The 22,236-nt window shown below is 69.4% G+C and carries 24 protein-coding genes; 10 read left to right on the top strand and 14 right to left on the bottom strand.

Going from position 1 to position 22,236, the window contains the following annotated elements:
* Positions 1–135: 135 nt before the first annotated feature.
* Positions 136–3,093 (bottom strand): AMP-binding protein, encoded by a 2,958-nt coding sequence (locus NV348_RS29395; protein WP_447149754.1) that lies wholly within the window; start codon positions 3,091–3,093, stop codon positions 136–138.
* Positions 3,094–3,333: 240 nt separating this feature from the next.
* Between NV348_RS29395 and NV348_RS29390 the strand changes: the two genes are divergently transcribed.
* The 4 genes from NV348_RS29390 (at position 3,334) to NV348_RS29375 (ending at position 5,070) form a co-directional block, all read left to right on the top strand.
* A complete protein-coding gene (locus tag NV348_RS29390; protein ID WP_447149753.1) occupies positions 3,334–3,609 on the top strand; it encodes an SAM-dependent methyltransferase in 276 nt (91 codons plus the stop codon).
* 128 nt (positions 3,610–3,737) lie between these two features.
* On the top strand, positions 3,738–3,953 hold the full coding sequence (locus tag NV348_RS29385; RefSeq protein WP_447149752.1) for a hypothetical protein: 216 nt from the start codon (positions 3,738–3,740) through the stop codon (positions 3,951–3,953).
* The gene (gene idi / locus NV348_RS29380) at positions 3,950–4,519 is read left to right on the top strand and encodes an isopentenyl-diphosphate Delta-isomerase (protein ID WP_447149751.1); all 570 of its coding nucleotides are present in this window, start codon (positions 3,950–3,952) and stop codon (positions 4,517–4,519) included. The genes NV348_RS29385 and idi overlap by 4 nt, the downstream gene beginning before the upstream one ends.
* 197 nt (positions 4,520–4,716) lie before the next feature.
* On the top strand, positions 4,717–5,070 hold the full coding sequence (locus NV348_RS29375) for a hypothetical protein (RefSeq protein ID WP_447149750.1): 354 nt from the start codon (positions 4,717–4,719) through the stop codon (positions 5,068–5,070).
* Positions 5,071–5,077: 7 nt separating this feature from the next.
* Here NV348_RS29375 and NV348_RS29370 read toward each other — a convergent pair whose 3' ends face one another.
* From NV348_RS29370 to NV348_RS29360, 3 genes are all read right to left on the bottom strand, one after another.
* Positions 5,078–5,806: an aspartate/glutamate racemase family protein gene (locus tag NV348_RS29370; RefSeq protein WP_447149749.1), complete on the bottom strand. Its 729-nt coding sequence runs from the start codon at positions 5,804–5,806 to the stop codon at positions 5,078–5,080.
* Positions 5,806–7,296 (bottom strand): NCS1 family nucleobase:cation symporter-1, encoded by a 1,491-nt coding sequence (locus NV348_RS29365; RefSeq protein WP_447149748.1) that lies wholly within the window; start codon positions 7,294–7,296, stop codon positions 5,806–5,808. The genes NV348_RS29370 and NV348_RS29365 overlap by 1 nt, the downstream gene beginning before the upstream one ends.
* A gap of 83 nt (positions 7,297–7,379) precedes the next feature.
* Entirely contained in the window at positions 7,380–8,102 is a 723-nt protein-coding gene (locus tag NV348_RS29360; RefSeq protein ID WP_447149747.1) for a GntR family transcriptional regulator, read from the bottom strand.
* Between the two features lie 106 nt (positions 8,103–8,208).
* Here NV348_RS29360 and NV348_RS29355 point away from each other — a divergent pair, with 106 nt between their 5' ends.
* Both NV348_RS29355 and ilvA read left to right on the top strand, forming a co-directional pair.
* Positions 8,209–9,378: a serine hydrolase domain-containing protein gene (locus tag NV348_RS29355; RefSeq protein WP_447149746.1), complete on the top strand. Its 1,170-nt coding sequence runs from the start codon at positions 8,209–8,211 to the stop codon at positions 9,376–9,378.
* A 78-nt stretch (positions 9,379–9,456) separates the two neighbouring features.
* Entirely contained in the window at positions 9,457–10,674 is a 1,218-nt protein-coding gene (gene ilvA, locus NV348_RS29350) for a threonine ammonia-lyase (RefSeq protein WP_447149745.1), read from the top strand.
* A 10-nt stretch (positions 10,675–10,684) separates the two neighbouring features.
* On the opposite strand, the gene NV348_RS29345 is transcribed toward ilvA, so the two are convergent.
* The 3 genes from NV348_RS29345 to NV348_RS29335 form a co-directional block, all read right to left on the bottom strand.
* Complete coding sequence (locus NV348_RS29345; RefSeq protein WP_447149744.1) at positions 10,685–11,008, bottom strand: DMT family transporter; 324 nt, start codon at positions 11,006–11,008, stop codon at positions 10,685–10,687.
* 38 nt (positions 11,009–11,046) lie between these two features.
* Positions 11,047–12,465, bottom strand: a complete 1,419-nt coding sequence (argH, locus tag NV348_RS29340) for an argininosuccinate lyase (protein WP_447149743.1) — start codon at positions 12,463–12,465, stop codon at positions 11,047–11,049.
* A 100-nt stretch (positions 12,466–12,565) separates the two neighbouring features.
* Positions 12,566–13,768 (bottom strand): argininosuccinate synthase, encoded by a 1,203-nt coding sequence (locus NV348_RS29335; RefSeq protein ID WP_218718161.1) that lies wholly within the window; start codon positions 13,766–13,768, stop codon positions 12,566–12,568.
* Positions 13,769–14,050: 282 nt separating this feature from the next.
* Between NV348_RS29335 and NV348_RS29330 the strand changes: the two genes are divergently transcribed.
* Positions 14,051–14,191, top strand: a complete 141-nt coding sequence (locus NV348_RS29330) for a hypothetical protein (RefSeq protein WP_218718162.1) — start codon at positions 14,051–14,053, stop codon at positions 14,189–14,191.
* A 30-nt stretch (positions 14,192–14,221) separates the two neighbouring features.
* On the top strand, positions 14,222–14,356 hold the full coding sequence (locus NV348_RS29325; RefSeq protein WP_447149742.1) for a hypothetical protein: 135 nt from the start codon (positions 14,222–14,224) through the stop codon (positions 14,354–14,356).
* Positions 14,357–14,368: 12 nt separating this feature from the next.
* On the opposite strand, the gene NV348_RS29320 is transcribed toward NV348_RS29325, so the two are convergent.
* Positions 14,369–15,058, bottom strand: coding sequence for a GNAT family N-acetyltransferase (locus tag NV348_RS29320; RefSeq protein WP_447149741.1), 690 nt, complete (start codon positions 15,056–15,058; stop codon positions 14,369–14,371).
* 82 nt (positions 15,059–15,140) lie between these two features.
* On the opposite strand from NV348_RS29320, the gene NV348_RS29315 reads away from it, so the two are divergent.
* Positions 15,141–15,296, top strand: coding sequence for a hypothetical protein (locus NV348_RS29315; protein WP_447149740.1), 156 nt, complete (start codon positions 15,141–15,143; stop codon positions 15,294–15,296).
* 456 nt (positions 15,297–15,752) lie between these two features.
* Positions 15,753–16,223, top strand: a complete 471-nt coding sequence (locus NV348_RS29310; protein WP_447149739.1) for a hypothetical protein — start codon at positions 15,753–15,755, stop codon at positions 16,221–16,223.
* Positions 16,224–16,384: 161 nt separating this feature from the next.
* Here the strand turns inward: NV348_RS29310 and NV348_RS29305 are convergent, their stop codons facing one another.
* From NV348_RS29305 to argC, 6 genes are read right to left on the bottom strand one after another with little or no spacing between them, the layout of a single operon-like run.
* A complete protein-coding gene (locus NV348_RS29305; RefSeq protein ID WP_218718167.1) occupies positions 16,385–16,888 on the bottom strand; it encodes an arginine repressor in 504 nt (167 codons plus the stop codon).
* Between the two features lie 34 nt (positions 16,889–16,922).
* Positions 16,923–17,855 carry an ornithine carbamoyltransferase gene (argF, locus tag NV348_RS29300; RefSeq protein WP_447149738.1) on the bottom strand — a complete coding sequence of 311 codons (933 nt, stop codon included), beginning with the start codon at positions 17,853–17,855 and terminating at the stop codon, positions 16,923–16,925.
* Positions 17,852–19,054: an acetylornithine transaminase gene (locus NV348_RS29295; protein ID WP_447149737.1), complete on the bottom strand. Its 1,203-nt coding sequence runs from the start codon at positions 19,052–19,054 to the stop codon at positions 17,852–17,854. The genes argF and NV348_RS29295 overlap by 4 nt, the downstream gene beginning before the upstream one ends.
* A complete protein-coding gene (gene argB / locus NV348_RS29290) occupies positions 19,051–19,938 on the bottom strand; it encodes an acetylglutamate kinase (RefSeq protein WP_218718170.1) in 888 nt (295 codons plus the stop codon). The genes NV348_RS29295 and argB overlap by 4 nt, the downstream gene beginning before the upstream one ends.
* Positions 19,935–21,161 (bottom strand): bifunctional glutamate N-acetyltransferase/amino-acid acetyltransferase ArgJ, encoded by a 1,227-nt coding sequence (argJ, locus tag NV348_RS29285; protein WP_447149736.1) that lies wholly within the window; start codon positions 21,159–21,161, stop codon positions 19,935–19,937. The genes argB and argJ overlap by 4 nt, the downstream gene beginning before the upstream one ends.
* Positions 21,158–22,216 carry an N-acetyl-gamma-glutamyl-phosphate reductase gene (argC, locus tag NV348_RS29280; RefSeq protein ID WP_447149735.1) on the bottom strand — a complete coding sequence of 353 codons (1,059 nt, stop codon included), beginning with the start codon at positions 22,214–22,216 and terminating at the stop codon, positions 21,158–21,160. The genes argJ and argC overlap by 4 nt, the downstream gene beginning before the upstream one ends.
* Between the last annotated feature and the right edge of the window lie 20 nt (positions 22,217–22,236).

Raw genomic sequence — 22,236 nt, 5'->3', positions numbered from 1 at the left:
AGCGCGTGTTCACCCAGGCCAGCGCTGGCGCGCGCCACTGCCCGAACCTCCGAGTCCGCCAACGCCGCACCGCGGGACGCCGATCAGTGCCGTGGGCAATCTGCCCGACGAGCACCGACCGGCTGCGCACCCGAGTCAGTTGCCGCCGAACAATGCCGCGGCCGCCGCGTCGGTGAGCACCTCGTAGGCGTCGGTCTCCCGGTTGTAGATCCAGGTGTTCGGCCCGGCCTTCGGCAGACCCGCGGCCTGCACCGCCGTGGCCGAGGGCCGGAAGCTGGTGCTGCGCGGAATCTCGTCGACGAGGTAGACCAGATCGGGTCGCTGATCGCGGGCCAGCGCGCGCATCGCCTCGGTGACGTCACCCGGTTCGATCCGGAAACCCTTGCGCACGCTCAGCGCCGCCGCGGCCAGAATGCCCGACGGCGTCGTCAGCCCGTAGGCGACCTCCATGTCGACCGGGGTGATGTCGTTGAGCACGTCGACGATCGGCTGGGTGAACACCGGTCCGCGCGGGGTGCGGATCACCGTGTCGCGGCGGTCGACCAGCCAGTAGTCGCCGTCGCTGTCGCGCCGGAACAGGTTCTCCGTCGGCCACCAGGCGTCACCGGCCCGGAACACCCCGCGCAGCCCGCCGTCGGACAGGTCGCCGCCGTCGACCGACTTGCCGAGCAGCAGACCCGGCTCGTTGTCGGCGCAGCGCCGCGCGAAACCGTCGTCGCCGACGAGGATCTGCTCGGTGACCGGGTCGTAGGCGACCAGCTCGACATGCGCGGTGCCCGGCACCGGCCTGCCCTTGGAACCGATCTTGGCGCCCGGCACATTGGCCAGCACCACGTCGCCGTCGATCGAGGCGTAGAACTCCAGCACCCGGGCCGGCGAGAACTGCTCGACGGTGCGCCGCCACAGCCCGGCGGGCATACCGGAGCCGATGAACAGCCGGATCGGGTGGTTGTGCCCGGCCGGGAAGACCTGCGCGTCGAGCAGATCGCGCAGCATCGTCCAGGTGTAGGTGATGACGGTGACGCCGTAGCGATGCACCTCCTCGGCGAACCGGCCCGGCTCCAGGTCCACCGGCCTGGCCAGCGCGATCCGGCTGCCACCGGCGATCGCGCCGCCGAGACTCACCAGCAGACCGGACGAATGATGCAGCGGCGCGAGGCAGTACACGGTGTCGCGGCGATCGAGGTCGGCCGCGCTCGCCGTGCCGAACGCCGACAGCGCCCAGCGGTGGTTGGTGATGTACTTGGCCTCGAGCCGGTCACCGGTGCCGATGACGAGGATGAACGCGAGCTCGCGCGCCAGGCCCGGATTGGGCCGGTACCACGCGGGCACCCGCACCTCGGACGGGTCGATCTGCTCGAGGTCGATCACCCGGTCGGTGGTCGGCAGCGCGAGCCGCCGGGCGTCACCACCGCCGAGTACCAGCACCCTGGCACCGGTCGCGGCGGCGGTGCGCAGGTTCTCCGGGTCGGTGATCAGCGTCTGCACGCCGGTCAGCTCCATCGCCCGGTCCAGCTCGGCGCCGGGGGCCAGCAGGACCGCGACGGCGCCGAGGCGCGAGAGCGCGGCGACGGCGGCCAGCGCGCTCGGCCTGGTCTCCATGACGACGCCGACCCGGGTGGCGGGCCGGATACCGACCGAGATCAGGCCGCGCACCACATTGTCGATGCGCACCCCCACGGCGGCATTGGTGTGCACCCGGTCGTCGAAGAGGAACAGATCCTTCTGCGGCGCCCGCCTGGCGTGCTCGTGGAGCAGCTTGCCCAGCGAGATCCGGGTGTGCGGCTGGATCATGCCCAGCCGGGTCAGGCGCGGCAACGCCCGCGCGGCCTCCCCCGCCATCTCGACCGAACCGCGAATCGTATTGCTGGCGATGTCTTCCAGCGCCTTGCCGACGCCGGCGCCCGCCTCGGCCAGCGACGCCGCGGTGTGCACCACTCGCGTCGCCGCCGTGCGCGGCGCGTTGCTCGCGACATGTTCCTGCATGGGCACGATCTGCTCGGGCAGCGAGCCGTGGCCGTCCATCCAGGCGACCCAGTCGCGGACCATCGGCCAGGTGTGATTGGTCGCCGTCGAACCGGCGACGAGTCCGAAATGCCCCGCCACCAAACTGGCTTCGTAGACCTCGGCATTGGGCGCGGCCCGCACGATGCCGCGCACGGCGCCGGGCTGGCCGATGTCGTCGACCTCGCCGACGAAGGCCAGGATCGGGCATCGCAGCTCGGCCAGCGAGATCGGATGATCACGGATCACGAAGCCGCCCAGCATCATCCGGTTGTGCGCGACGAACTGCTTGAGCAGATCCGCGACCGCGGGACCCGAATACCCCACCCAGCCTTCACTGTTGAGGAAGCGACGCTGACGTTCCTTGGGCAGCAACGCTTCCCGGTCGTGCAGCTGCAACAGGAAGTCGATCCGCGACTTGGCGGTCTTGACCGGGTCCAGCATCTGGAAGCCGATGCGCACCATCGACTCGGTGATCGGCAGCCGGTGCATCACGTGGTCGGCCAGGAAATCGGCGACCTCGGAGACCACGCCGTAGGGCAGCCCGAACGGCATGCCCGCGACGATGTCGACCGGACTGCCGAAGGTGACGATGGAGGCCACGCCCTTGCCGTACCGGTAGGCGGCGGTCTGGTAGGCGAACATGCCGCCCTGCGAGTAGCCCATCAGGTGCACCTGCGCACCGGTGGCCTCACACACGGTGTCGATGGCCGAGTCCACCGCGAGCACATGGTCGGCCAGGTCACGTTCCCAGCCGCCCTCCTCGGTGGCCGGCGAACCGAAATCGATGACCCAGCAGTCGATTCCGCTCGCGTGCAGGATACCGACCGCACCGCCCGCGGCGTTCACGTCCCAGATGTCGGCGTTCACCATCAACGGCGGCACCAGCAGCGCCACCGGACGGCCCGGCGTCGTATCGTCGGGGAAGTAGTGGCGCAGCCGGTACATGCGTCTGCGCTCGACGACCTCGAACGGCGAGGACTCGACGTCGTGTGCCAATCCGCCGAAGCGGATCACCTCCAGCCCGTTCTGCGCGGTAGCCAGCAACCGCTGCATAGAACCGACCACACCCTTTGGACTGATATCCACCGTTCCCACCTGGCCTACCTGCTGAAAGTGACACACCTCACACACCCCGATGTGCTCATATGAGCTAACCACACCGGACCTCCATTATGTGTCGCCTGTGACAGGCCGCATGTTCCAGCGATTCGGGTCACACCGTGGCAGTTCAGCGAGGTCGACGGTCTCTACCACCACCACTACGGCATCGGCACCCCCGACCGGTCGGTCATCGAAGGACCGGAGTCGACCGGACAGGACCGTATCGTGCGGGAACTGCACCGGCTCGAGACCGCGCAGGCCGACTACCTGCTCGACAATCTCGGCCCGATCCAGACCGCGGACCGCCTGGTCGACGGCGGTTCGGGCCGCGGCGGCACCAGCTTCATGGCGGCGGATCGCTTCGGCTGCCAGGTCGACGGGGTCGCCATCTCCGAGTACCAGGTGGACTTCGCCAACGACCAGGCCGCGACCCGCGGTGCCACCGACCGGGTCCGGTTCCACTTCCGCAACATGCTCGACACCGGCTTCGCCGACGAGTAGGTGCGTGGCATCTGGACCAACGAGACCACCATGCACGTCGATCTGTTCGACCTGTTCGACGAGTTCGACCGGCTCCTGGAACCCGGCGGCCGCTCGGCCTCGGTGAGCTGGATCGACGCGCACTACGGGTGCATGATCCCTCCGCGCAGCGAGTACTTCCGTGCCCTCTCCGACAACGGCCTCATCCCCACCACCGTGGTCGACTCACGCCCGACACCATCCCCTACTGGGAGCTGCGCACCCATTCCGAGCTCGCCACCGGCGTCGAGCAGCCCTTTCTCACCGCCTACCGCGAGGGGAGCTTCCAGTACCTGATGATCGTCGCCGATAAGGTGGCCAGGTGACCGAACAGCTCGCCGAACCGTCGACCGACCGCGAAGCCCTGCCCGTGGAACTGGTCGACGACGCCGGTGTGGCGATCGGAGCGTGCTCGGTGGCCGATGCTCATCGACCACCGGGCACGCTCCACCGCGCCTTCTCGGTCCTGCTGTTCGATCGGCACGGCCACGTGCTGATCCAGCAGCGCGCCGCGGTGAAGACCCGGTTCCCGCTGCAGTGGGCCAACACCTGCTGCGGACACCCCGCACCCGGTCAGCCGGTAGTCGCGGCCGCCACGATCCGGCTGCGCGAGGAATTCGGCATGGCCGCCGAGCTCACCGAGGTCGGCACCTTCCGGTACCGCGCGGGCGACGAGACGACCGGCCGCGTCGAGCACGAGTACGACCACGTCCTGATCGGCGTGGCCGGTGACGTGCCGCCGCAGCCCGACCCGGCCGAGATCGCCACCTGGGCGTGGATCGCCCCGCACACGCTGCGGACCGACCTCGCAGGCAATCCGGAGCGGTACACGCCGTGGCTGGCCGAGGTGCTCGAGATCGCGAACCGGGCACACACCGCAACCCAGGCCTGACCCCTCCCCTCCCTGCTGTTCTTCCGACAGAGCGCGGTTCACTCACACCCAGGAGGCGCAAATAGGATAGATGCGCATATCTATATTTGCCGATGTCTCATGTTCTTGGTGAAATCACAGGCTCGCCACAGTCACCGGCCAGGCCGCGCGCGGACCCTGAACAGGGAACGGTTCCACCGACGGCGAGTGAGGTAGCGATGGTCGAGGTCGAGATCAACGACGACACGGTGACGGTCAATGTGCTCGGCGGGCATCGCCTGCTCGCCCTGCGCCAGCAGGTCGTGATCGACCGCGCCGCCATCACCGGCATCCGCCCCGCCGAGGTCGATCTGCGCCCGCCGTGGGTCCGCGCCCCCGGCACCTTCATCCCCGGCGTGATCGCCGCCGGCGTCTACCGCGGCAAGGGCCGAAAAGAGTTCTGGGACACCACCTTCGGCGGCAGCGCCGTCCGGATCGACCTGGACGGACCCGATTTCACCCGCCTGGTCGTCGACGTCGACGACCTCGACGCCGTCCTGCAGGCCCTCACCCCCGAAGCCATCGGCGTCTGACCGGCCCTCAGGAGCCGAACGATTCCAGGAGCCCGGTGTAGGTCTTCGGCGGCGGCGCGGCGAACTCTCCCCTCCCCGACTTGCGCAGACCGAGCGTCACCAGCGACTGCACGGTCAGGGTCGCGGCCGCGACGCCGTCGATCACCGGGACACCGATCTCCGCGCTGATGTGCGCGCACAGGTCGGCCATGCCCGCGCAACCGAGCACGACCGCGTCGGATCCGTCGGCGGCCACGGCGGTCCGGCACGCCTCGGTCACGATCTTGCGGGCGTCGGGGTCGGTGTCGAGCGCGAGCACGGGCAGTTCACAGGCGTGGATGCCGAGGCAGAACCGTTGCATGCCATAGCGTTCGGCCAGGTCGGTGGCGCGGCCGATGGTGCGGCCGAGGGTCGTCACCACACTGAACCCGCGCCCGAGGTGGCTCGCGGTGTGCATGGCAGCCTCGGCGATCCCGATCACCGGGCCCGCCGCCAGCTCCCTGGCCGCGTCCAGGCCCGGATCACCGAAACAGGCGATGACGTAGCCGTCCACGCCGTCGGCCTCCCCACGCCGGATCGCCGCGAGGAGGCCGGGCACGCTCATCGCCTCGTCGTAGTGGCTCTCGATGGAGGCGGGACCGGTCTCGGCGGTGACCGCGTCGAGCAGCGTGCCCTGGCCCACGACAGCCAGGGCGCACCGCTCGATCGTCTCGGTCATCGCCCGCGTGGTGTTCGGGTTGACGACCCGGATCCGCATCAGGCACCGACCTCCTGGGCAGCCGCCGCGCGCTTGGCCGCGGTCAGCAGGTAGTAGGTGAGGAAACCGAGACCGCAGCCGATGAACCAGCTGTACTGGGCGGCGGTGTGCATGCCGGGCAGGCTGTTGGCCAGCACCGGGAACACCGCGACGACAGCGCCGACGGCGGTCGCGACGATCGCGGCCGGGTGATAGCCCTTGCGGTACCAGTAGGTCCCCTGCTCGGACATGGTGAACAGGTCGTCGACGATCACCTTCTGCTTGCGCACCAGGTAGTAGTCGCAGATCAGCACGCCGAACAGCGGGCCGATGAAGGCACCGAGCACCTCGAGCGTGTAATGGATGACGTCGGGATTGTTGTACAGATTCCACGGCGTGATGAGCACCGAACCGACGGCGGCGATCATGCCGCCCGCGCGCCAGCTGATCCGCTGCGGGCTCACATTCGAGAAATCGAACGCGGGCGAGATGAAGTTCGCGACGATATTGATGCCGATGGTGGCGATGGTGAAGGTGAGCGCGCCGAGCACGATCGCGAAGGTGGAATCGATCTTGGCGACGGTGGCGACCGGATCGGTGATCAATTCACCGTAGACCGGCACCGTCAACGACGCGGTGATCACCACCAGCAGCGAGAACAACAGGAAATTCACCGGCAGGCCGAGCAGATTGCCGGTCTTCACCGACTGGAAGCTCTTGCCGTAGCGGGAGAAGTCACCGAAATTCAGCATCGGTCCGGAGAAGTACGACACCACCAGCGCGATCGCGCCGAGCATGACCGGCACCGACGCCCACCCGGTGTACGTCACCTCGCCCAGGTTGAGGTCGATCGCGCCCCAGCCGGCTTTCGCGATGAGATATCCGCACAGCACGAACATCACGACATACACGGCGGGACCACAGAAGTCGATGAACTTGCGGATCGAATCCATCCCCCGCCAGAACACACACGCCTGCACCACCCAGAGCAGCAGATAGCTACCCCAGCCGAGCAGCGACAACCCCAGGAAGCCGTAGTCGGCGGTGACGGCGTAGGGCGCCAATCCCGGAAACAGTTTCACCAGTACGACATCCAGCGCCGCGGAGGCGAGGAAGGTCTGGATGCCGTACCAGGCGACCGCGATCAATCCGCGGATGATCGCCGGAATATTCGCGCCGAGTACCCCGAACGCGCTGCGGCAGATCACCGGATAGGGCACGCCCGTCACCTGGCTCGGCTTGGCCACCAGATTGCAGAAGAAATAGACGATGGTGATACCGATGAGCAAGGCCGCCAGCACCTGCCAGCTGGCCAGACCGAGCGCGAAAAGGCTACCGGCCGTGACGTATCCGCCGACGCTGTGCACATCCGACATCCAGAACGCGAAGATGTTGTAGGTGCCCCAGCTCTGTTTCCGCAGCGGCGCCAGGTCCTCGTTCGTCAGCCGCGGATCGTAGGCGGGTGGATCACCGGCGGGCACGCCCGCCGAGGTGGTGATGGTATCGGTCATGGTCGTTCCCATCCGAAGGGTGAATCTGCTTCGCTGACGGTAAGTATCAGCAGTTGCCCTGCGGTTTCCCGACAATTTCCCGGCTATTGCACGGAAGATATATCTTCGGGCGCGAGCAATCCGGTATCGGTGGGCAAGGTCGCGATGACCGATTCCAGCCGCCGATGGTGTTCGTCGGCGACCGCGAGCAGCCGTTCGACGTCGCGGGCCAGGAACGCGTCGAGCATCGCGATGTGGTCGGTGTGCAATCGTTCCCGGTCGCGCCGGTCGATATGGACCATGGATTGCACGGGTTCGGTGACGTTCCACGCGGCTTCGAGCATGTGCAGCAGCCGGAACATCCGCGACGGCCGGGTCAGCGCGACATGGAAGCTGCGTGACTGCCGCTGATAGGTCTCGGGGTCGTCGTCGAGGATCGCGCGCTCGAGCAGTTCGTTCACCGCGAGCAGGTGCGCGCGCTCGGCCTCGCCGGCGTTGGTCGCCGCGGCCGCGAGCGAGGCGGTTTCCAAGGTGTCGCGCACGATGTACATCTCCCGCAATTCGCGCGAGGTGAGCTGGGCCACCTGGTAGCCGCGCTGTGGGCGATGGGTGACCAGGCCCTCCCCGATCAGCGTCTTGAGCGCCTCGCGCACGGGGATGTGGCTCACCCCGAACAGCACGGCCACTTCACGCAGCGGAATCACGGTGCACGGTGGCACGGCGCCGTCGAGGATCACCCGGCGTAGTTCGCCGAGGATCACCTGGGGGCGGCCGGGCTCGTCCACCACGAGCCTCGCGAGCAGCGCCGATCGTCGTCTCGGGGGCATATCCACATGCTATGGACGATGTATTGCGCCCGCAGTCCGCTATGTGACGGTCAGGAAACGATCACCGTACCGACCGGTCCTGTGTGCGAGGTGGCATGCTCGAACGATGGGAGTTTCGACAACGCAGTCGGTGGATCGCCGTTTCGTCAGCCTGGTCGCGATGTTCGACCGCCTCTTCCGCAAGCCGTCGCACGGTGGCGGCGCGCTGTGCGTGTATCTGCACGGCGAGCCGGTGGTCGATGTGTGGGCGGGATACGCGAGCCCCGGCGTGCCGTGGGCCTCGGATTCGGTGGCGCTGGCCTTCTCCACCGGAAAAGGTGTGGCCTCCACCGTGATCCACCAGCTCGCCGAGCGCGGACAGCTCGACTACGACACCGCGGTCGCCGAGTACTGGCCCGAGTTCGCGGCGGCGGGCAAGGGACACATCACGGTGCGCGACGTGCTCACCCACCGCGCCGGCCTGCACCGGCTGCGCGGCCTGCTGCCCGGACCGGCCGAGCGCTTCCTCGACGACGAGGCCGTCACCGCCGCGCTGGCCGCGGCCACCCCCGATCCCCGGCACCGCGTGACCAGCGGCTATCACGGGATCAGCTACGGCCATCTGGCCGCCGAACTGGTGCGCCGGGTGACCGGACGCGAATTCGTCGACGTCGTCCGGACCGAGCTCGCCGAACCCCTCGGCGCCGAAGAACTCTGGTTCCGGGTGCCGAAGGAGGAGCGGCACCGCATCGCCACCACCTTCCCGCGTTTGCGGGCCGCGGGCATGGACTGGGACCGGGGATCGGATCTGCTCACTCGCACCAGGTACGCGGCCGCCGCGGAGACCACCCCGCGCGGTTTCGCCGACCTCATCGTGGATCCGCGCGTGCACGATTCGGTCATGCCGGGCGTCAACGGCGTGTTCTCGGCCCGCGCGCTGGCCCGCGTCTACGCCGCGCTGGCCAACGGCGGCGAACTCGACGGCACCCGCATCCTGGATCCGGGTTCGATCCGCCGCTTCGCCACCCGCCAGGTCTTCACCCCCGACTACGTGCTGGCCTTCCGCATTCCGTGGGCCCTCGGTTTCCACGGCGTCCCGATGAAACCGTCCAAGGCCGACCCGATCTCGGCCTTCGGCCACTTCGGCCTCGGCGGCTCCGGCGCCTTCGCCGACCCCGAGACCGGGATGTCGCTGGCCTTCGTCACCAACCGGCTCGGCGGCAAACTCACGCCCCTCGGCGACGCCCGCCTCACCCGCCTCGGCACTCTCGCCCACAACATCGCCAAGGCCGCCTAGCGTCACCGTCGGCCGAAGGGGGACGCCACCGGCGCGTGGTGATCACCCGTCCCCGTGCTCGGCTGGCACGATGTGGCCATGGAGACCGTCGGGCTCGAGCGGATCGAGGCGGCCGCACGGCTGTTGGCGCCGGTGATCCGGCGCACGCCGACCGTGGGGTCGCGGGTGCTGTCGGAGCGGGTCGGCGCGCCGGTGCTGCTCAAGTGCGAGAACTTGCAGCGCACGGGCTCGTTCAAGCCGCGGGGCGCCTACAACCGGATCGCGAATCTCCCGGCGGCCGAGCGGGCGCGCGGCGTGGTCGCGGCCAGTGCGGGTAATCACGCGCAGGGTGTGGCGTGGTCGGCGGCCGAACTCGGCATCACCTCGACGGTGTTCATGCCGATCGGCGCCTCACTGCCCAAGCTGGTGGCGACCCGCGCCTACGGCGCCGAGGTGCATCAGGTGGGTGACACCATCGACGAATCCCTACTGGCGGCACAGGAATTCGCGCAGCGAACCGGTGCGACGCTGATCCACCCGTTCGATCATCCCGATATCGTGGCCGGCCAGGCGACGGTGGCGCTGGAGATCCTGGCGCAGGTGCCCGAGGTCGGCACCGTCGTCGTGCCGACCGGTGGTGGCGGCCTGCTCGCCGGTGTCGCGGTGGCGTTGCACGCGCTCGCGCCGCAGGTCCAGGTGATCGGGGTGCAGGCGACCGAGGCCGCGGCCTGGCCAGATTCCCTGGCGGCGGGCAAGCCGGTGCGGGTGCCGCGGATGGCGACGATGGCCGACGGCATCGCGGTCGGCCTGCCCGGTGCGGTGCCGTTCGCCCACGTCGCGGAGCTGGTGCGGGAGATCGTGACCGTCGACGAGGACGCGCTGTCGAAGGCGCTGCTGCTGTGCCTGGAACGAGCCAAGCTGATCGTCGAACCGGCGGGCGCGGCCGGCGTCGCCGCGCTGCTGTCGCCCTTGCGCGACCGCGCACTGCCCGGCCCGGTGGTGACCATCCTGTCCGGCGGCAATATCGATCCGCTCCTGCTCACCCGGGTGATCGGGCACGGCCTCAGCGCGGCGGGCCGCTACCTGGCCATGCGGGTGACCATCGCCGATCGGCCGGGCGCGCTGTCGGCACTGCTCGGGGTGGTCGGGCGCGCCGGGGCGAGCGTGGTCGACATCGTCCACTCGCGCACCGTGATCTGGCTCGAGGTCGACGAGGTCGAGGTATCGCTGACCGTCGAGACGCGCGGTCCCGCCCACCGCGACGACGTCCTGGAAGCGTTGCGCGACGCCGGATTCCGGGTGCGCGCGGAGCTCTAGCGCACCGAAATCAGTGCGCGCCACCGAGTTCCAGCGCGAGCACACCGAGAATCACCAATCCGATCCCACCCACCTGCACCAGGGTGAGCCGCTCCCCCAGGAACAGCACCCCGATCGCCGCGATCGCCGCGACACCCACCGCCGACCAGATCCCGTACGCCACCCCGATCGCCATCCCCCGCTTCAGCGCCTGGGACAGGAAGTAGAACGCCATGGCGTAGCCGATGACCACGACGATCGAGGGAACGAGCTTGGTGAAACCCTCCGAGAGTTTCAGCGACACCGTCGCGGTGACTTCGGAGGCGATGGCCAGTGCCAGCAGGACCAGGGTCATGGCCGCAGGGTATCCGGGCCGCGACCCGCGCGCCGGGGTCAGCTCAGCCAGGCGCGGGCTTCTTCGGCGGTCTTGCGGACTTCGTCGAGCTGTTCGGCGACGCGGACACCGGCGGTGCCGCCGCGGGCGTTGCGGGAGGCGATCGACCCCTGCACGGTGAGAACGTCACGCACGCCCGCGGTCAGCGACGCGTCGACGGCGGCGAATTCCTCGTCGGTCAGTTCGTCGAGACCGACACCGCGCGCCTCGGCGGCCCGCACGCAGGCGCCCGCCGCCTCGTGCGCGACCCGGAACGGAACGCCTTGGCGCACCATCCATTCCGCGATGTCGGTGGCGAGGGTGAAACCGGCGGGAGCGAGCTCGGCCATCCGGTCGGTGTGGAAGGTGAGGGTGCCGACCAGGCCGGCGATGGCGGGCAGCAGCAGTTCGAGCTGGGCGACCGAGTCGAACAGGGGTTCCTTGTCCTCCTGCAGGTCCCGGTTGTAGGCCAGCGGCTGGGCCTTCAGGGTGGCCAGCAGGCCGGTCAGGTTGCCGATCAGGCGGCCGGCCTTGCCGCGGGTCAGCTCGGAGACGTCGGGGTTCTTCTTCTGCGGCATGATCGACGAACCGGTCGACCACGCGTCGGCGAGGGTGACATACCCGAATTCCGGTGTGCTCCAGATGATGATCTCTTCGGCCATCCGGCTCAGGTCGACGCCGATCATGGCCAGCACGAACGCGGCCTCGGCGGCGAAGTCCCGCGAGGAGGTCGCATCGATCGAATTGGCCGCCGAGGCGGTGAAATCGAGTTCGGCGGCGATCTGCTCGGGGTCCAGGCCCAGCGAGGAACCCGCCAGTGCGCCGGAGCCGTACGGCGAGATCGCGGCGCGCTTGTCGAAGTCGCGCAGCCGTTCCAGGTCGCGCAGCAGCGGATGGGCGTGCGCGAGCAGGTGGTGCGCGAGCAGCACCGGCTGCGCGGCCTGCAGGTGGGTCTTGCCCGGCATCACGGCATCCGGGTGCGCGGCGGCCTGGGCGACCAGGGCATCGACCACATCGAGCACGCCGGCGGCGACGCGGCGCACACCGTCGCGCAGCCACATCCGGAACAGGGTGGCCACCTGGTCGTTGCGCGAGCGGCCGGCCCGCAACCGGCCGCCGAGCTCGGTGCCGACCCGCTCGATCAGGCCGCGCTCGAGCGCGCCGTGCACGTCCTCGTCGGATTCGGCGGGCCCGTAGGCGCCCGAGGCGACGTCGGCGGCCAGAGCGTCCAGCCCGGCCAGCATGCCGGTCAGGTCGTCGTCGGAGAGCAGCCCGGCCTTGTGCAGCACGCGGGCGTGCGCCTTGGAGGCGCGGATGTCATAGGGAGCCAGCGCCCAGTCGAAATGGGTCGACTTGCTCAGCGCCGCCATCGCCTCGGCCGGGCCGGACGCGAATCGCCCACCCCAGAGGGCACCTTCGTTGGTTCCACTGTGGGTCATGGTCGGCGTCTCCTCCGGTCGGGATGGCGGGCATGGCTGGTCACGGCACCGGCCGGTCCGCGTGGACCGGCCGGTGTCGAGACTACGACGTGCTCTTGTGCTACTTCTGGTTGAGGTCGCGGCGGGCGGCGACCTTCGAGGACAGGCCGTGGATCTGCACGAAGCCCTTGGCCAGCGACTGGTCGAAGGTGTCGCCCTCGTCGTAGGTGGCCAGGTTGAAGTCGTAGAGCGACTGCTCGGAGCGGCGGCCGTTGACGACGGCCGAACCACCGTGCAGCACCATCCGGATGTCGCCGGTGACGTGCTGCTGGCTGTCCTGAACGAAGGCGTCCAGCGCGCGCTTGAGCGGGGAGAACCACAGGCCGTCGTAGGCCAGCTCGCCCCAGCGCTGCTCGACCTGGCGCTTGTAGCGGCCCAGCTCGCGCTCGATGGTGACGTTCTCCAGCGCCTGGTGCGCGGTGATCAGCGCGATGGCGCCCGGCGCCTCGTAGATCTCGCGGCTCTTGATGCCGACGAGCCGGTCCTCGACCATGTCGAGGCGGCCGACACCCTGGCGACCGGCGCGGGTGTTCATCTCCTCGATGGCCTGCAGCACGGTGACGGGACGGCCGTCGATGGCGACCGGCACACCCTTGTCGAAGGTGATGATGACCTCGTCGGGCGCCTCGAAGTTCACCGTCGGGTCGGCGGTGTAGTCGTAGACGTCCTTGGTCGGCGCGTTCCACAGATCCTCGAGGAAGCCGGTCTCGACGGCGCGGCCCCACACGTTCTGGTCGATCGAGAACGGCGACTTCTTGGTGACGTTGATCGGCAGGTTGTTCTGCTCGGCGAAGGCGATGGCCTTCTCGCGGGTCCAGGCGTAGTCGCGGACCGGGGCGATGACCTCCAGGTCGGGCGCGAGGGCGCCGATGCCGACCTCGAAGCGGACCTGGTCGTTGCCCTTGCCGGTGCAACCGTGCGAGACGGTGGTCGCGTTGTGGAACTTCGCGGCCTCGACCAGGTGCTTGACGATCAGCGGGCGGCTGATGGCCGAGACCAGCGGGTACTGGCCCATGTACATCGCGTTGGCCTGGATGGTGGGCAAGCAGTACTCGTCGGCGAACTCGTCGCGCGCGTCGACCACGATGGCCTCGACGGCGCCGCAGTCCAGTGCGCGCTGGCGCACCACGTTCATGTCCTCGCCGCCCTGGCCCAGGTCGATGGCCACGGCCACCACCTCGGCACCGGTCTCCTTCGCGATCCAGCTGATGGCGACGGAGGTGTCAAGCCCACCGGAGTAGGCGAGTACGACGCGATCGGACATGTCTGTTGTGCTCCTCGAAGTGTGTACGTCATCTGCACGGGCTGCCTGGAGCAGTATGAACGCTCCGGCCGCCGGTCGGCTCGCGCCGCTGCTGCAAATGATTATGCACGATGATGCAATCTCATTCATACCCGGGGGTAGCGATGCACTGTCCAGCACCACCCGGTTCGACCGAAATCCCCCACCACCTGCGGCGACATCGCATCAGCAACTTGGCAGCAAGCGTCAGCTGTGAGACGCTGGTCACACCAGCTACCCATCGGTCGGGGTCGAGGAGTGGACATGCAGCAGCTACGTGATTTCGCCCAGGCGAACTACGACCTCATCGGGGCCGTGGTCATCGGGCTGGGCAATCTGGGGTTGACCGTCGCCAAGACGGTGATCGACCTCGGAACGCCGATCCTCCAGGGCTTCTTCGCCTGATCCCCGCCCGTACCACCACCGGGAGCACCCATGGTTGACGCGATCCTGCAGTTCCTCTCCGACCACTACGAATCCGGGGCCACCGCGGGCCTGCACGTCGGCCGCGTGCTGTTCGATATGGGCGCCCCGCTGGCGACGGCCATCCTGAACTTCCTGGCCTCCTGACCCGCCGCGTGGTCAGCGATCGGCCGCGCGCAGGCGCTCGGTGAGCCCCGCGCGCACCTCCGGCCAGTCCTCCGCGGTGATCGAGAACATCACGCTGTCCCGCACAGTGCCGTCCGCGCGCCGGAACTGACGCCGCAGTGTGCCCTCGTAGCGTGCCCCGAGCCGCGCGATCGCCTGCTGCGAACGATGGTTGCGCACATCGGTCTTCAACTGCGCCCGACCCACCCCGAGCACATCGAACGCGTACTCCAGGACCAGCAGTTTGGCTTCCGGGTTGACCGCACTCCCCCACACCGCAGGCGCGTAGGCGGTGAACCCGATTTCCAGCGCCGCGTCTCGCGGGCGGACGTCCAGGTAGGACGTGAGGCCGAGCACCGACCCCGCGGGCCGAGCACCGATCCCGGTGCGCGAGCGGACAATCCAGACGTGCCAGTCGGGCAACGCGCTCAACTCCCGCAGGTGCTGTGCGAACTCGTCCGCATCGCGCGGGCGCCAGGGCAGGTGCGCCCAGACCGCGTCCACGTCGAGGGCGGCGAAGAGCTCCCCGGCGTCCGCCGACGGATCGACGGTGGTCAGCGCCACCGTGTCACCGCTCAATCGCGCACCGTCCGGGACGGGCCACACCATGTCCGGCCACGGCTTGTCGTCGGGCCGGGGGTCGGGCACGGGCGGGAAACGGACGATCGCGGGACTCTCGGGCACCTGTGCAATGTAGTGCCCGTGTCGGCGGGGTGTGGCACTCTGGGAGAGCACTATTCGGCTCGCCAACGTGAGGACGAACAAGATGCTCCACTACGTCGCACAGGAATTCTCCACGCTCGGCAACGGCGTGCTCGATGTCGGTCGTGCCCTCGTCGCCCTGGTCCAGAGCATCATCGACATCGCCACCCCGGACTCACCGGGCGGCGGCGCGGGCGGCGGGCAGTACCCGTTCAACTGATCCGGCGTGGGCTCCCACCGCTGAGCGGAACGCGCCGCTGGTCTCCCGGCATGGCTGCCGACGATGTGCGGCTCCACACGGGCACGGCTGGCCTGACGATTGCCCCGGGAGGCGGCGGCGCGCTGCACAGCCTCACCGGTCGACCGGACCGAACTGCCGCGCCACACGATCGTCGACGCAGCCCAGGGTGTGGGCTGCGCCTGGACGATCTATGCATTGTTCTGGCAGATCACGGGTTTCGGCTCAGCGCGGCGACCGGATACTGCGGAAGGTGAGGGCGACCACGAAGGTCAGGGCCGCGATCACGGCGGCGGCGCCGGACGCGGCGGTCATCCCGCCGACGAGGGTGTGCGCCGGCGAACAGCGCGCCGCGCGGGCCGCGGTGCCGAGACCGTCACCAGGATGGCCAGGCTGAGCGCGCCGGTCTGCTGGAACCCACTCGGGCAGGATGACCCGATGCGAATCAGCGTCACCGGCCACACGAACCTCACCCCCGCCACCGAAACTCTGGTGCGCGAGGCGATCTCGGCCCTCCTCACCGACCTCCCCGACCTGGTCGGGATCACCTGCCTGGCCCGCGGCGCGGATTCGATCTTCGCCGAGGAGGTACTGGCGGCAGGCGGGCGCCTGGAAGTCGTGCTGCCCTCGCGCGACTACCGCTCGGCCAAGGTGAAGCCCGACCACGCACCCCTGTTCGACGCCCTGCTCGACCGTGCGAGCACGGTGCGGGTGATGGACTTCGACACCGCGGGCAAGAGCGCCTACGAAGCCGCCAACGAGATCCTCCTCGCCGACTGCGACCGCCTCCTCGCGGTCTGGGACGGCGACCAGGGCGAGCGCGGCGGCACCGCCACCGTCGTCGAATCCGCCCGCGCCCAAGGCATTCCGGTGGACGTCGTCTGGCCGAACGGCGCAACCAGGCAGTAGTTCGGGCCTCCCGGCGCCACCGACCGGCCGCCCATCATCCGCGCCAGTGGGACCGAGACCAGCATGAGCACGGCGGTTGCCGGCACCCACACAGCATCGCCGGGTTCTCCCACCGGGGTGACATCGGCGAGAGACGGGCATGACCCGAGAATCGCGCGGGATCAGGCCAATTCTTCGATGCGGGCGGCGAGTTCGGCGCCGGTGAGGGGTTCGCGGGCGATCACGGCGATGGTGTCGTCGCCGGCGATGGTGCCGACGATGAAGGGGAGGGCGGCGCGGTCGAGGGCGCTGGCCAGGAAGTGGGCGGCGCCGGGTGGGGTGCGCAGGACGGCGAGGTTGCCGCTGGCGTCGGTGGAGACCAGCAGGTCGCCGAGGAGTTTGGAGAGGCGGCCGGTGCCGCCGGTGACACCGCGGACGGGGCTACCGTCCTCGGGGACCACGTAGACGCCCGCACCACCGTCGGCGGCACGGAGCTTGACCGCGCCGAGTTCGTCGAGGTCACGCGACAGGGTCGCCTGGGTGGTCTCGATGCCCTCGGCGGCCAGCAGCGTCGCCAGCTCGGTCTGGCTGCGCACCGAATGCGCGGACAGCAGCTCCACGATGCGCGATTGGCGGCCGGCGCGGGTACGGGCGATGGCGGGCGAGCCCTTCTCGGGCGCGCTCATCGACCGACCCCCGCGCCGGCCCCGGTTCGCGGTCTCACGCGGCGGCTTTCGCGAGCAGCCAGACCAGCAGCGCCTTCTGGGCGTGCAGCCGGTTCTCGGCTTCGTCCCAGACCACGCTGTGCGGGCCGTCGAGGACCTCGTCGGTGATCTCCTCGCCGCGGTGCGCCGGAAGGCAGTGCATCACAATGACTTCCGGATCGGCCGCGGCCAGCAGTGCCTCGTTGACCTGGAACGGTCGGAACGGGCCGACGCGATCGAGACCATCGTTCTCCTGGCCCATCGAGGTCCAGGTGTCGGTGACGAGGACATCGGCGCCGGTCGCGCCCGCCACCGGGTCGTTGGTGACGGTCACGGTCGCACCGGTCTCCGCGGCCCGCTTGGCGGTAGCCTCGAGGATCCACGGCAGCGGCTCGAAACCGGCGGGCGCGGCGACGGTCACGTTCATGCCGGCCGTGACCCCGCCCAGCAGCAGCGAGTGCGCCATATTGTTGGCACCGTCACCGAAGTAGGTGAGATCCAGCCCGGCGAGGGCTCCCTTGCGCTCGCTGATCGTCTGCAGATCGGCGAGCACCTGGCAGGGGTGGAACTCGTTGGACAGCGCGTTCACCACGGGAACCGTCGCGGTGGCCGACATCTCGTCGAGCCGGGACTGTTCGAAGGTCCGCCAGACGATGGCCTCGACGTAGCGCGAGAGCACGCTGCCGGTGTCGCCGAGGGTTTCCTCCCGGCCCAGCTGGGTGTCGCGGCCGTCGACGACGACCGCGTGCCCGCCGAGCTGGGCGATGCCCAGCTCGAACGAGAACCGGGTGCGGGTGGAGTTCTTCTCGAAGATCACCCCGACGCCACGCGGACCGTCGAGCGGCCGGTGCGCGAACGGGTTCTTCTTCAGATCCGCGGCGATGGCGAGGATTTCGGCCTGCTCGGCCTGGGTCACATCGTCGTCGCGCAGGAAGTGGCGCAGGGTCACTTGCTGGCTCCCTTCGCATCGGCGGCGGCCTTGTCGAGAATCTCGGGCAGGTCGGCGACGAAGTTGTCGGCCTGGGTTTCGGTGAGCACCAGGGGCGGCGCCAACCGGATCACGTTCGGCTTGGCGGGATTGATCAGGTAGCCCGCCTCCCGCGCCCGCTCGTCCACGTAGGCGGAGATGTCGTTGCGCAGCACGATGCCGATCAGCAGACCCGCGCCACGCACGTGATCGATCTCGGGGTGCTCGAGCAGCGCGATACCGTCACTGAGCTTCTTGCCGACCCATTCCACATGGGAGAGCAGGCCTTCGGAGTCGATCGTGCGCAGTACCGCCAGCGCCGCCGCCGCGCACACCGGGTTGCCACCGAAGGTGGTGCCGTGCAGGCCCGGGGTGAGCAGCTCGGCGGCCCGGCCCTGCGCCAGGACCGCGCCGATCGGCAGACCGCCGCCGAGACCCTTGGCGAGGGTGATCGCGTCGGGCACGATGCCCGCCGCCTGATGCGCGAAGAACGTTCCCGTGCGACCGATTCCGGTCTGCACCTCGTCGAGGATCAGCAGCGCGCCCGCCCGCGAGGTGATCTCGCGGGCGCGGGCCAGGTAGTCGAACGGCGGGACGACCACACCGCTCTCCCCCATCATCGGCTCCAGGAACACCGCGGCGGTGTCGGTGTCGACGACGGCCTCCAGCGCGGCGGCGTCACCGTAGGGCACGTGCACGACGCCGGGCGGCATCGGCTCGAACGGCTCGCGCTTGGACGGCTGACCGGTGAGCGCGAGCGCGCCCATGGTCCGGCCGTGGAAGGCCTCCTCGGCGGCGACGATCTTGGACCGGCCGGTCAGCCGCGCAATCTTGAAGGCGGCCTCGTTGGCCTCGGTGCCGGAGTTGCAGAAGAACGCCTTGCCCTCACCGTCGCCGAAGTGCGCGAGCAGCTTCTCGGCCAGCTCGATCACCGGCTCGCTGGCGTACAGGTTCGACACGTGGCCGAGCGTGCCCAGCTGCTGGGTGACCGCTGCCAGGATGGCGGGATGGGCGTGGCCGAGGCTGTTCACCGCGATGCCACCGAGGAAATCGATGTAGCGCTTGCCATCGGCGTCGTAGACCACCGCGCCCGCGCCGCGCACCAGCGCGACCTTCGGGGTGCCGTAGTTGTTCATCATCGCGGCCGACCACCGCTGCTGCAGCTTCTCTACTTCACTCATGCGGTCACCATCGTTCCGATTCCTTCTCCGGTGAACAACTCCAGTAGTACCGAATGCGGCACTCTGCCGTCGATCACATGGGCGCTGGGCACCCCGCCCTGGACGGCGCGCAGGCACGCTTCCATCTTCGGCACCATGCCCGCATCCAGGCGCGGCAGCAACTCCGCCAATGCCGTCGCGTCGATCTCGCTGGTCAGCGAGGAGCGGTCGGGCCAGTCGGTGTAGAGGCCCTCGACGTCGGTGAGGACGACGAGCTTCTCCGCGCCGATCCCCTCCGCCAGCGCGGCGGCGGCGGTGTCGGCGTTGATGTTGTGCACCACGCCGTCGGCGTCGGGCGCGATGGTGGACACCACCGGGATGCGCCCGGCGTCGATCAGGTCGAGCACGGCGCCGGGGTTGACCTCGGTGACGTCGCCGACCAGGCCGATGTCGGTGGCGACACCCTCCACCGTGACGGTGCGCCGGGTCGCGGTGAACAGGTGCGCGTCCTCACCGGAGATGCCGACCGCGTATGGGCCGTGCGCGTTGATCAGGCCGACGAGCTCGCGCCCGACCTGGCCGAACAGCACCATCCGCACCACATCCATCACCTCGGGGGTGGTGACGCGGAAGCCGCCGCGGAACTCCCCCGCCATGCCGAGCTTCTTCAGCATCGCGTTGATCTGCGGTCCACCGCCGTGCACGACCACCGGGTGCACGCCGACGGTGCGCAGGAACGCCATGTCGGCGGCGAAGGCGGCCTTGAGTTCGTCGTCGACCATGGCGTTGCCGCCGTACTTCACGACGACGACCTTGTCCCGGAACTTCTGCAGCCACGGCAGCGCGTCGGCGAGCACGTGCGCCTTGTCCAGCGCCGACAGCGACTGCACCACACCGCTGCTCATGAGCTGTACGCCGAGTTCTCTTCGACGTAGGCGTGCGAGAGGTCGGTGGTGCGCACCATCGCGGTGCCCTCGCCGACGTGCAGCTCGATCAGCACGTCGATGTCCGCGCCGGACAGGTCGACCTCGCGGGCGCCGGGCGCGCCGACACTGTCGACGCAGACCGGATTGCCGTTGAACGACACCGCGATCCGATTCGGGTCCAGGGTGATCGGGGCGATGCCGACAGCGGCGAGCACCCGGCCCCAGTTGGGGTCGGAGCCGAACAGCGCGGTCTTGACCAGACTGTCGCGGGCGACCGCCCGGGCGGCGGTGAGCGCCTCTTCTTCGGAGGCCGCGCCGGTGACGGTGACCCGCACCCGCTTGGTGACGCCCTCGGCGTCGGCCATCAGCTGGGCGGCCAGGTCGTCGCACACGGTGAAGACGGCGGCGTCGAGGTCCTCCTGAGATGGTGCGACGCCGCTGGCACCGTTGGCCAGCAGCAGCACGGTGTCGTTGGTGGAGCAGGAGCCGTCGACGTCGAGCCGGTCGAAGGTGTATTTCGTGGCCTTGCGCAGCGCCTGGTCGAGCTGCTCGGGCGTGGCCACCGCGTCGGTGGTGAGCACGACGAGCATGGTGGCCAGCGACGGGGCGAGCATGCCCGCGCCCTTGGCCATGCCGCCGACGTTCCACTTGTCCTCGTGGTGGAACGCCGATTCCTTCGGCACGGTGTCGGTGGTCATGATGGCGTGCGCGGCGTCGGAACCGCCGGACATGCCGCCGCCCATCTCGTGCACGATCTCGGTGACGGCGGGGATCAGCTTGTCCATCGGCAGCCGGTCACCGATCAGGCCGGTGGAGCAGACCGCGATCTCGCCGGCGCCGGTCTCGGTGCCCCAATTGCTCAGCGCGGCAGCGAGTTCCTCGGCGGTCCGGTGGGTGTCCTGGAACCCACCAGGGCCGGTGCAGGCGTTCGCGCCGCCCGAATTCAGGATGACCGCGCGCACGCGACCGGACTTCAGCACCTGCTGCGACCACAGCACGGGCGCGGCCTTGACCTGATTGCTGGTGAACACGCCTGCCGCCGCGTACTCGGGGCCCTCGTTGAGCACCAGCGCGAGGTCGGGCTTGCCGCTGGCCTTGATGCCCGCCGCGATACCGGCGGCGCGGAAGCCGAGCGGGGCGGTGACGCCCTGGGTGTGGATCAAATTGCCATGGTCCGTCGTGTGCGGATCAGGGGTCGTCACGGTGCCACTCCTACGGTGGAAAGTCCTGCGGTCTCGTCGAATCCGACGGCCAGATTCATCGATTGCACCGCGGCGCCCGCGGTGCCCTTGGTCAAGTTGTCGATCGCGCCGATCACCACGAGCAGACCCGCGTCGGCATCGACGGCGACCTGCAGGGTGATGGCGTTGGAGCCCAGCACCGCACCGGTCTGCGGCAGCACGCCTTCGGGCAGCAGGTGCACGAACGGTTCGTCGGCGTAGGCCTTGTCGTAGACAGCGCGCGCCTGCGCGGCGCCGACCTTCACGGGAGCGGTGCAGGTGGCCAGGATGCCGCGTGGCATCGGGGCGAGCACCGGGGTGAACGACACCGAGACATCCACGCCGCCCGCGGCTTTCAGGTTCTGCGCGATCTCGGGGGTGTGCCGGTGCGCGCCGGCGATGCCGTAGGCGCGCACGCTGCCCATCACCTCGGAACCGAGCAGGCCGACATCGAGCTTGCGGCCCGCGCCCGACGTGCCGCTCACGGCTACGACGTTCACGGTCGGCTCGATGATGCCCGCGGCGATGGCGGGCGCCAGCGCGACACTGGACACGGTCGGGTAGCAGCCGGGCACGGCGATGCGCCGGGCGCCGGTGAGCCGCGCCCGGCCACCGGGCAGCTCGGGCAGGCCGTAGGGCCAGCTGCCCGCGTGCGCGCTGCCGTAGTACTTCTCCCAGGCGGCGGCATCGGTGAGCCGGAAGTCGGCACCACAATCGATGATCACCGTGGACTCGGGCAGTGCCTGCGCGATGGCGCCGGACTGGCCGTGCGGCAGGCCGAGGAAGACGATGTCGTGCCCGGCCAGGACCTCGGGGGTGGTTTCCTGCAGGATCCGGTCGGCCAGCGGCAGCAGATGCGGCTGGAGCGCGCCCAGGGCGGTGCCCGCGTTGGATCCGGCGGTCAGCGCCCCGATCTCGAGGCGCCCGGTTCGGTATTCGGGGTGGGCCAGCAGCAGACGCAACACTTCGCCACCGGCGTATCCACTCGCACCGGCAACCGCCACCCGCAGCGCGGGTCCTCCCGACGAATCAACCATGTGATGATTATGCACGACTA

It is taken from the genome of Nocardia fodinahabitans, assembly GCF_052983615.1.
This window is presented reverse-complemented; position numbering and strand designations above follow the sequence as displayed.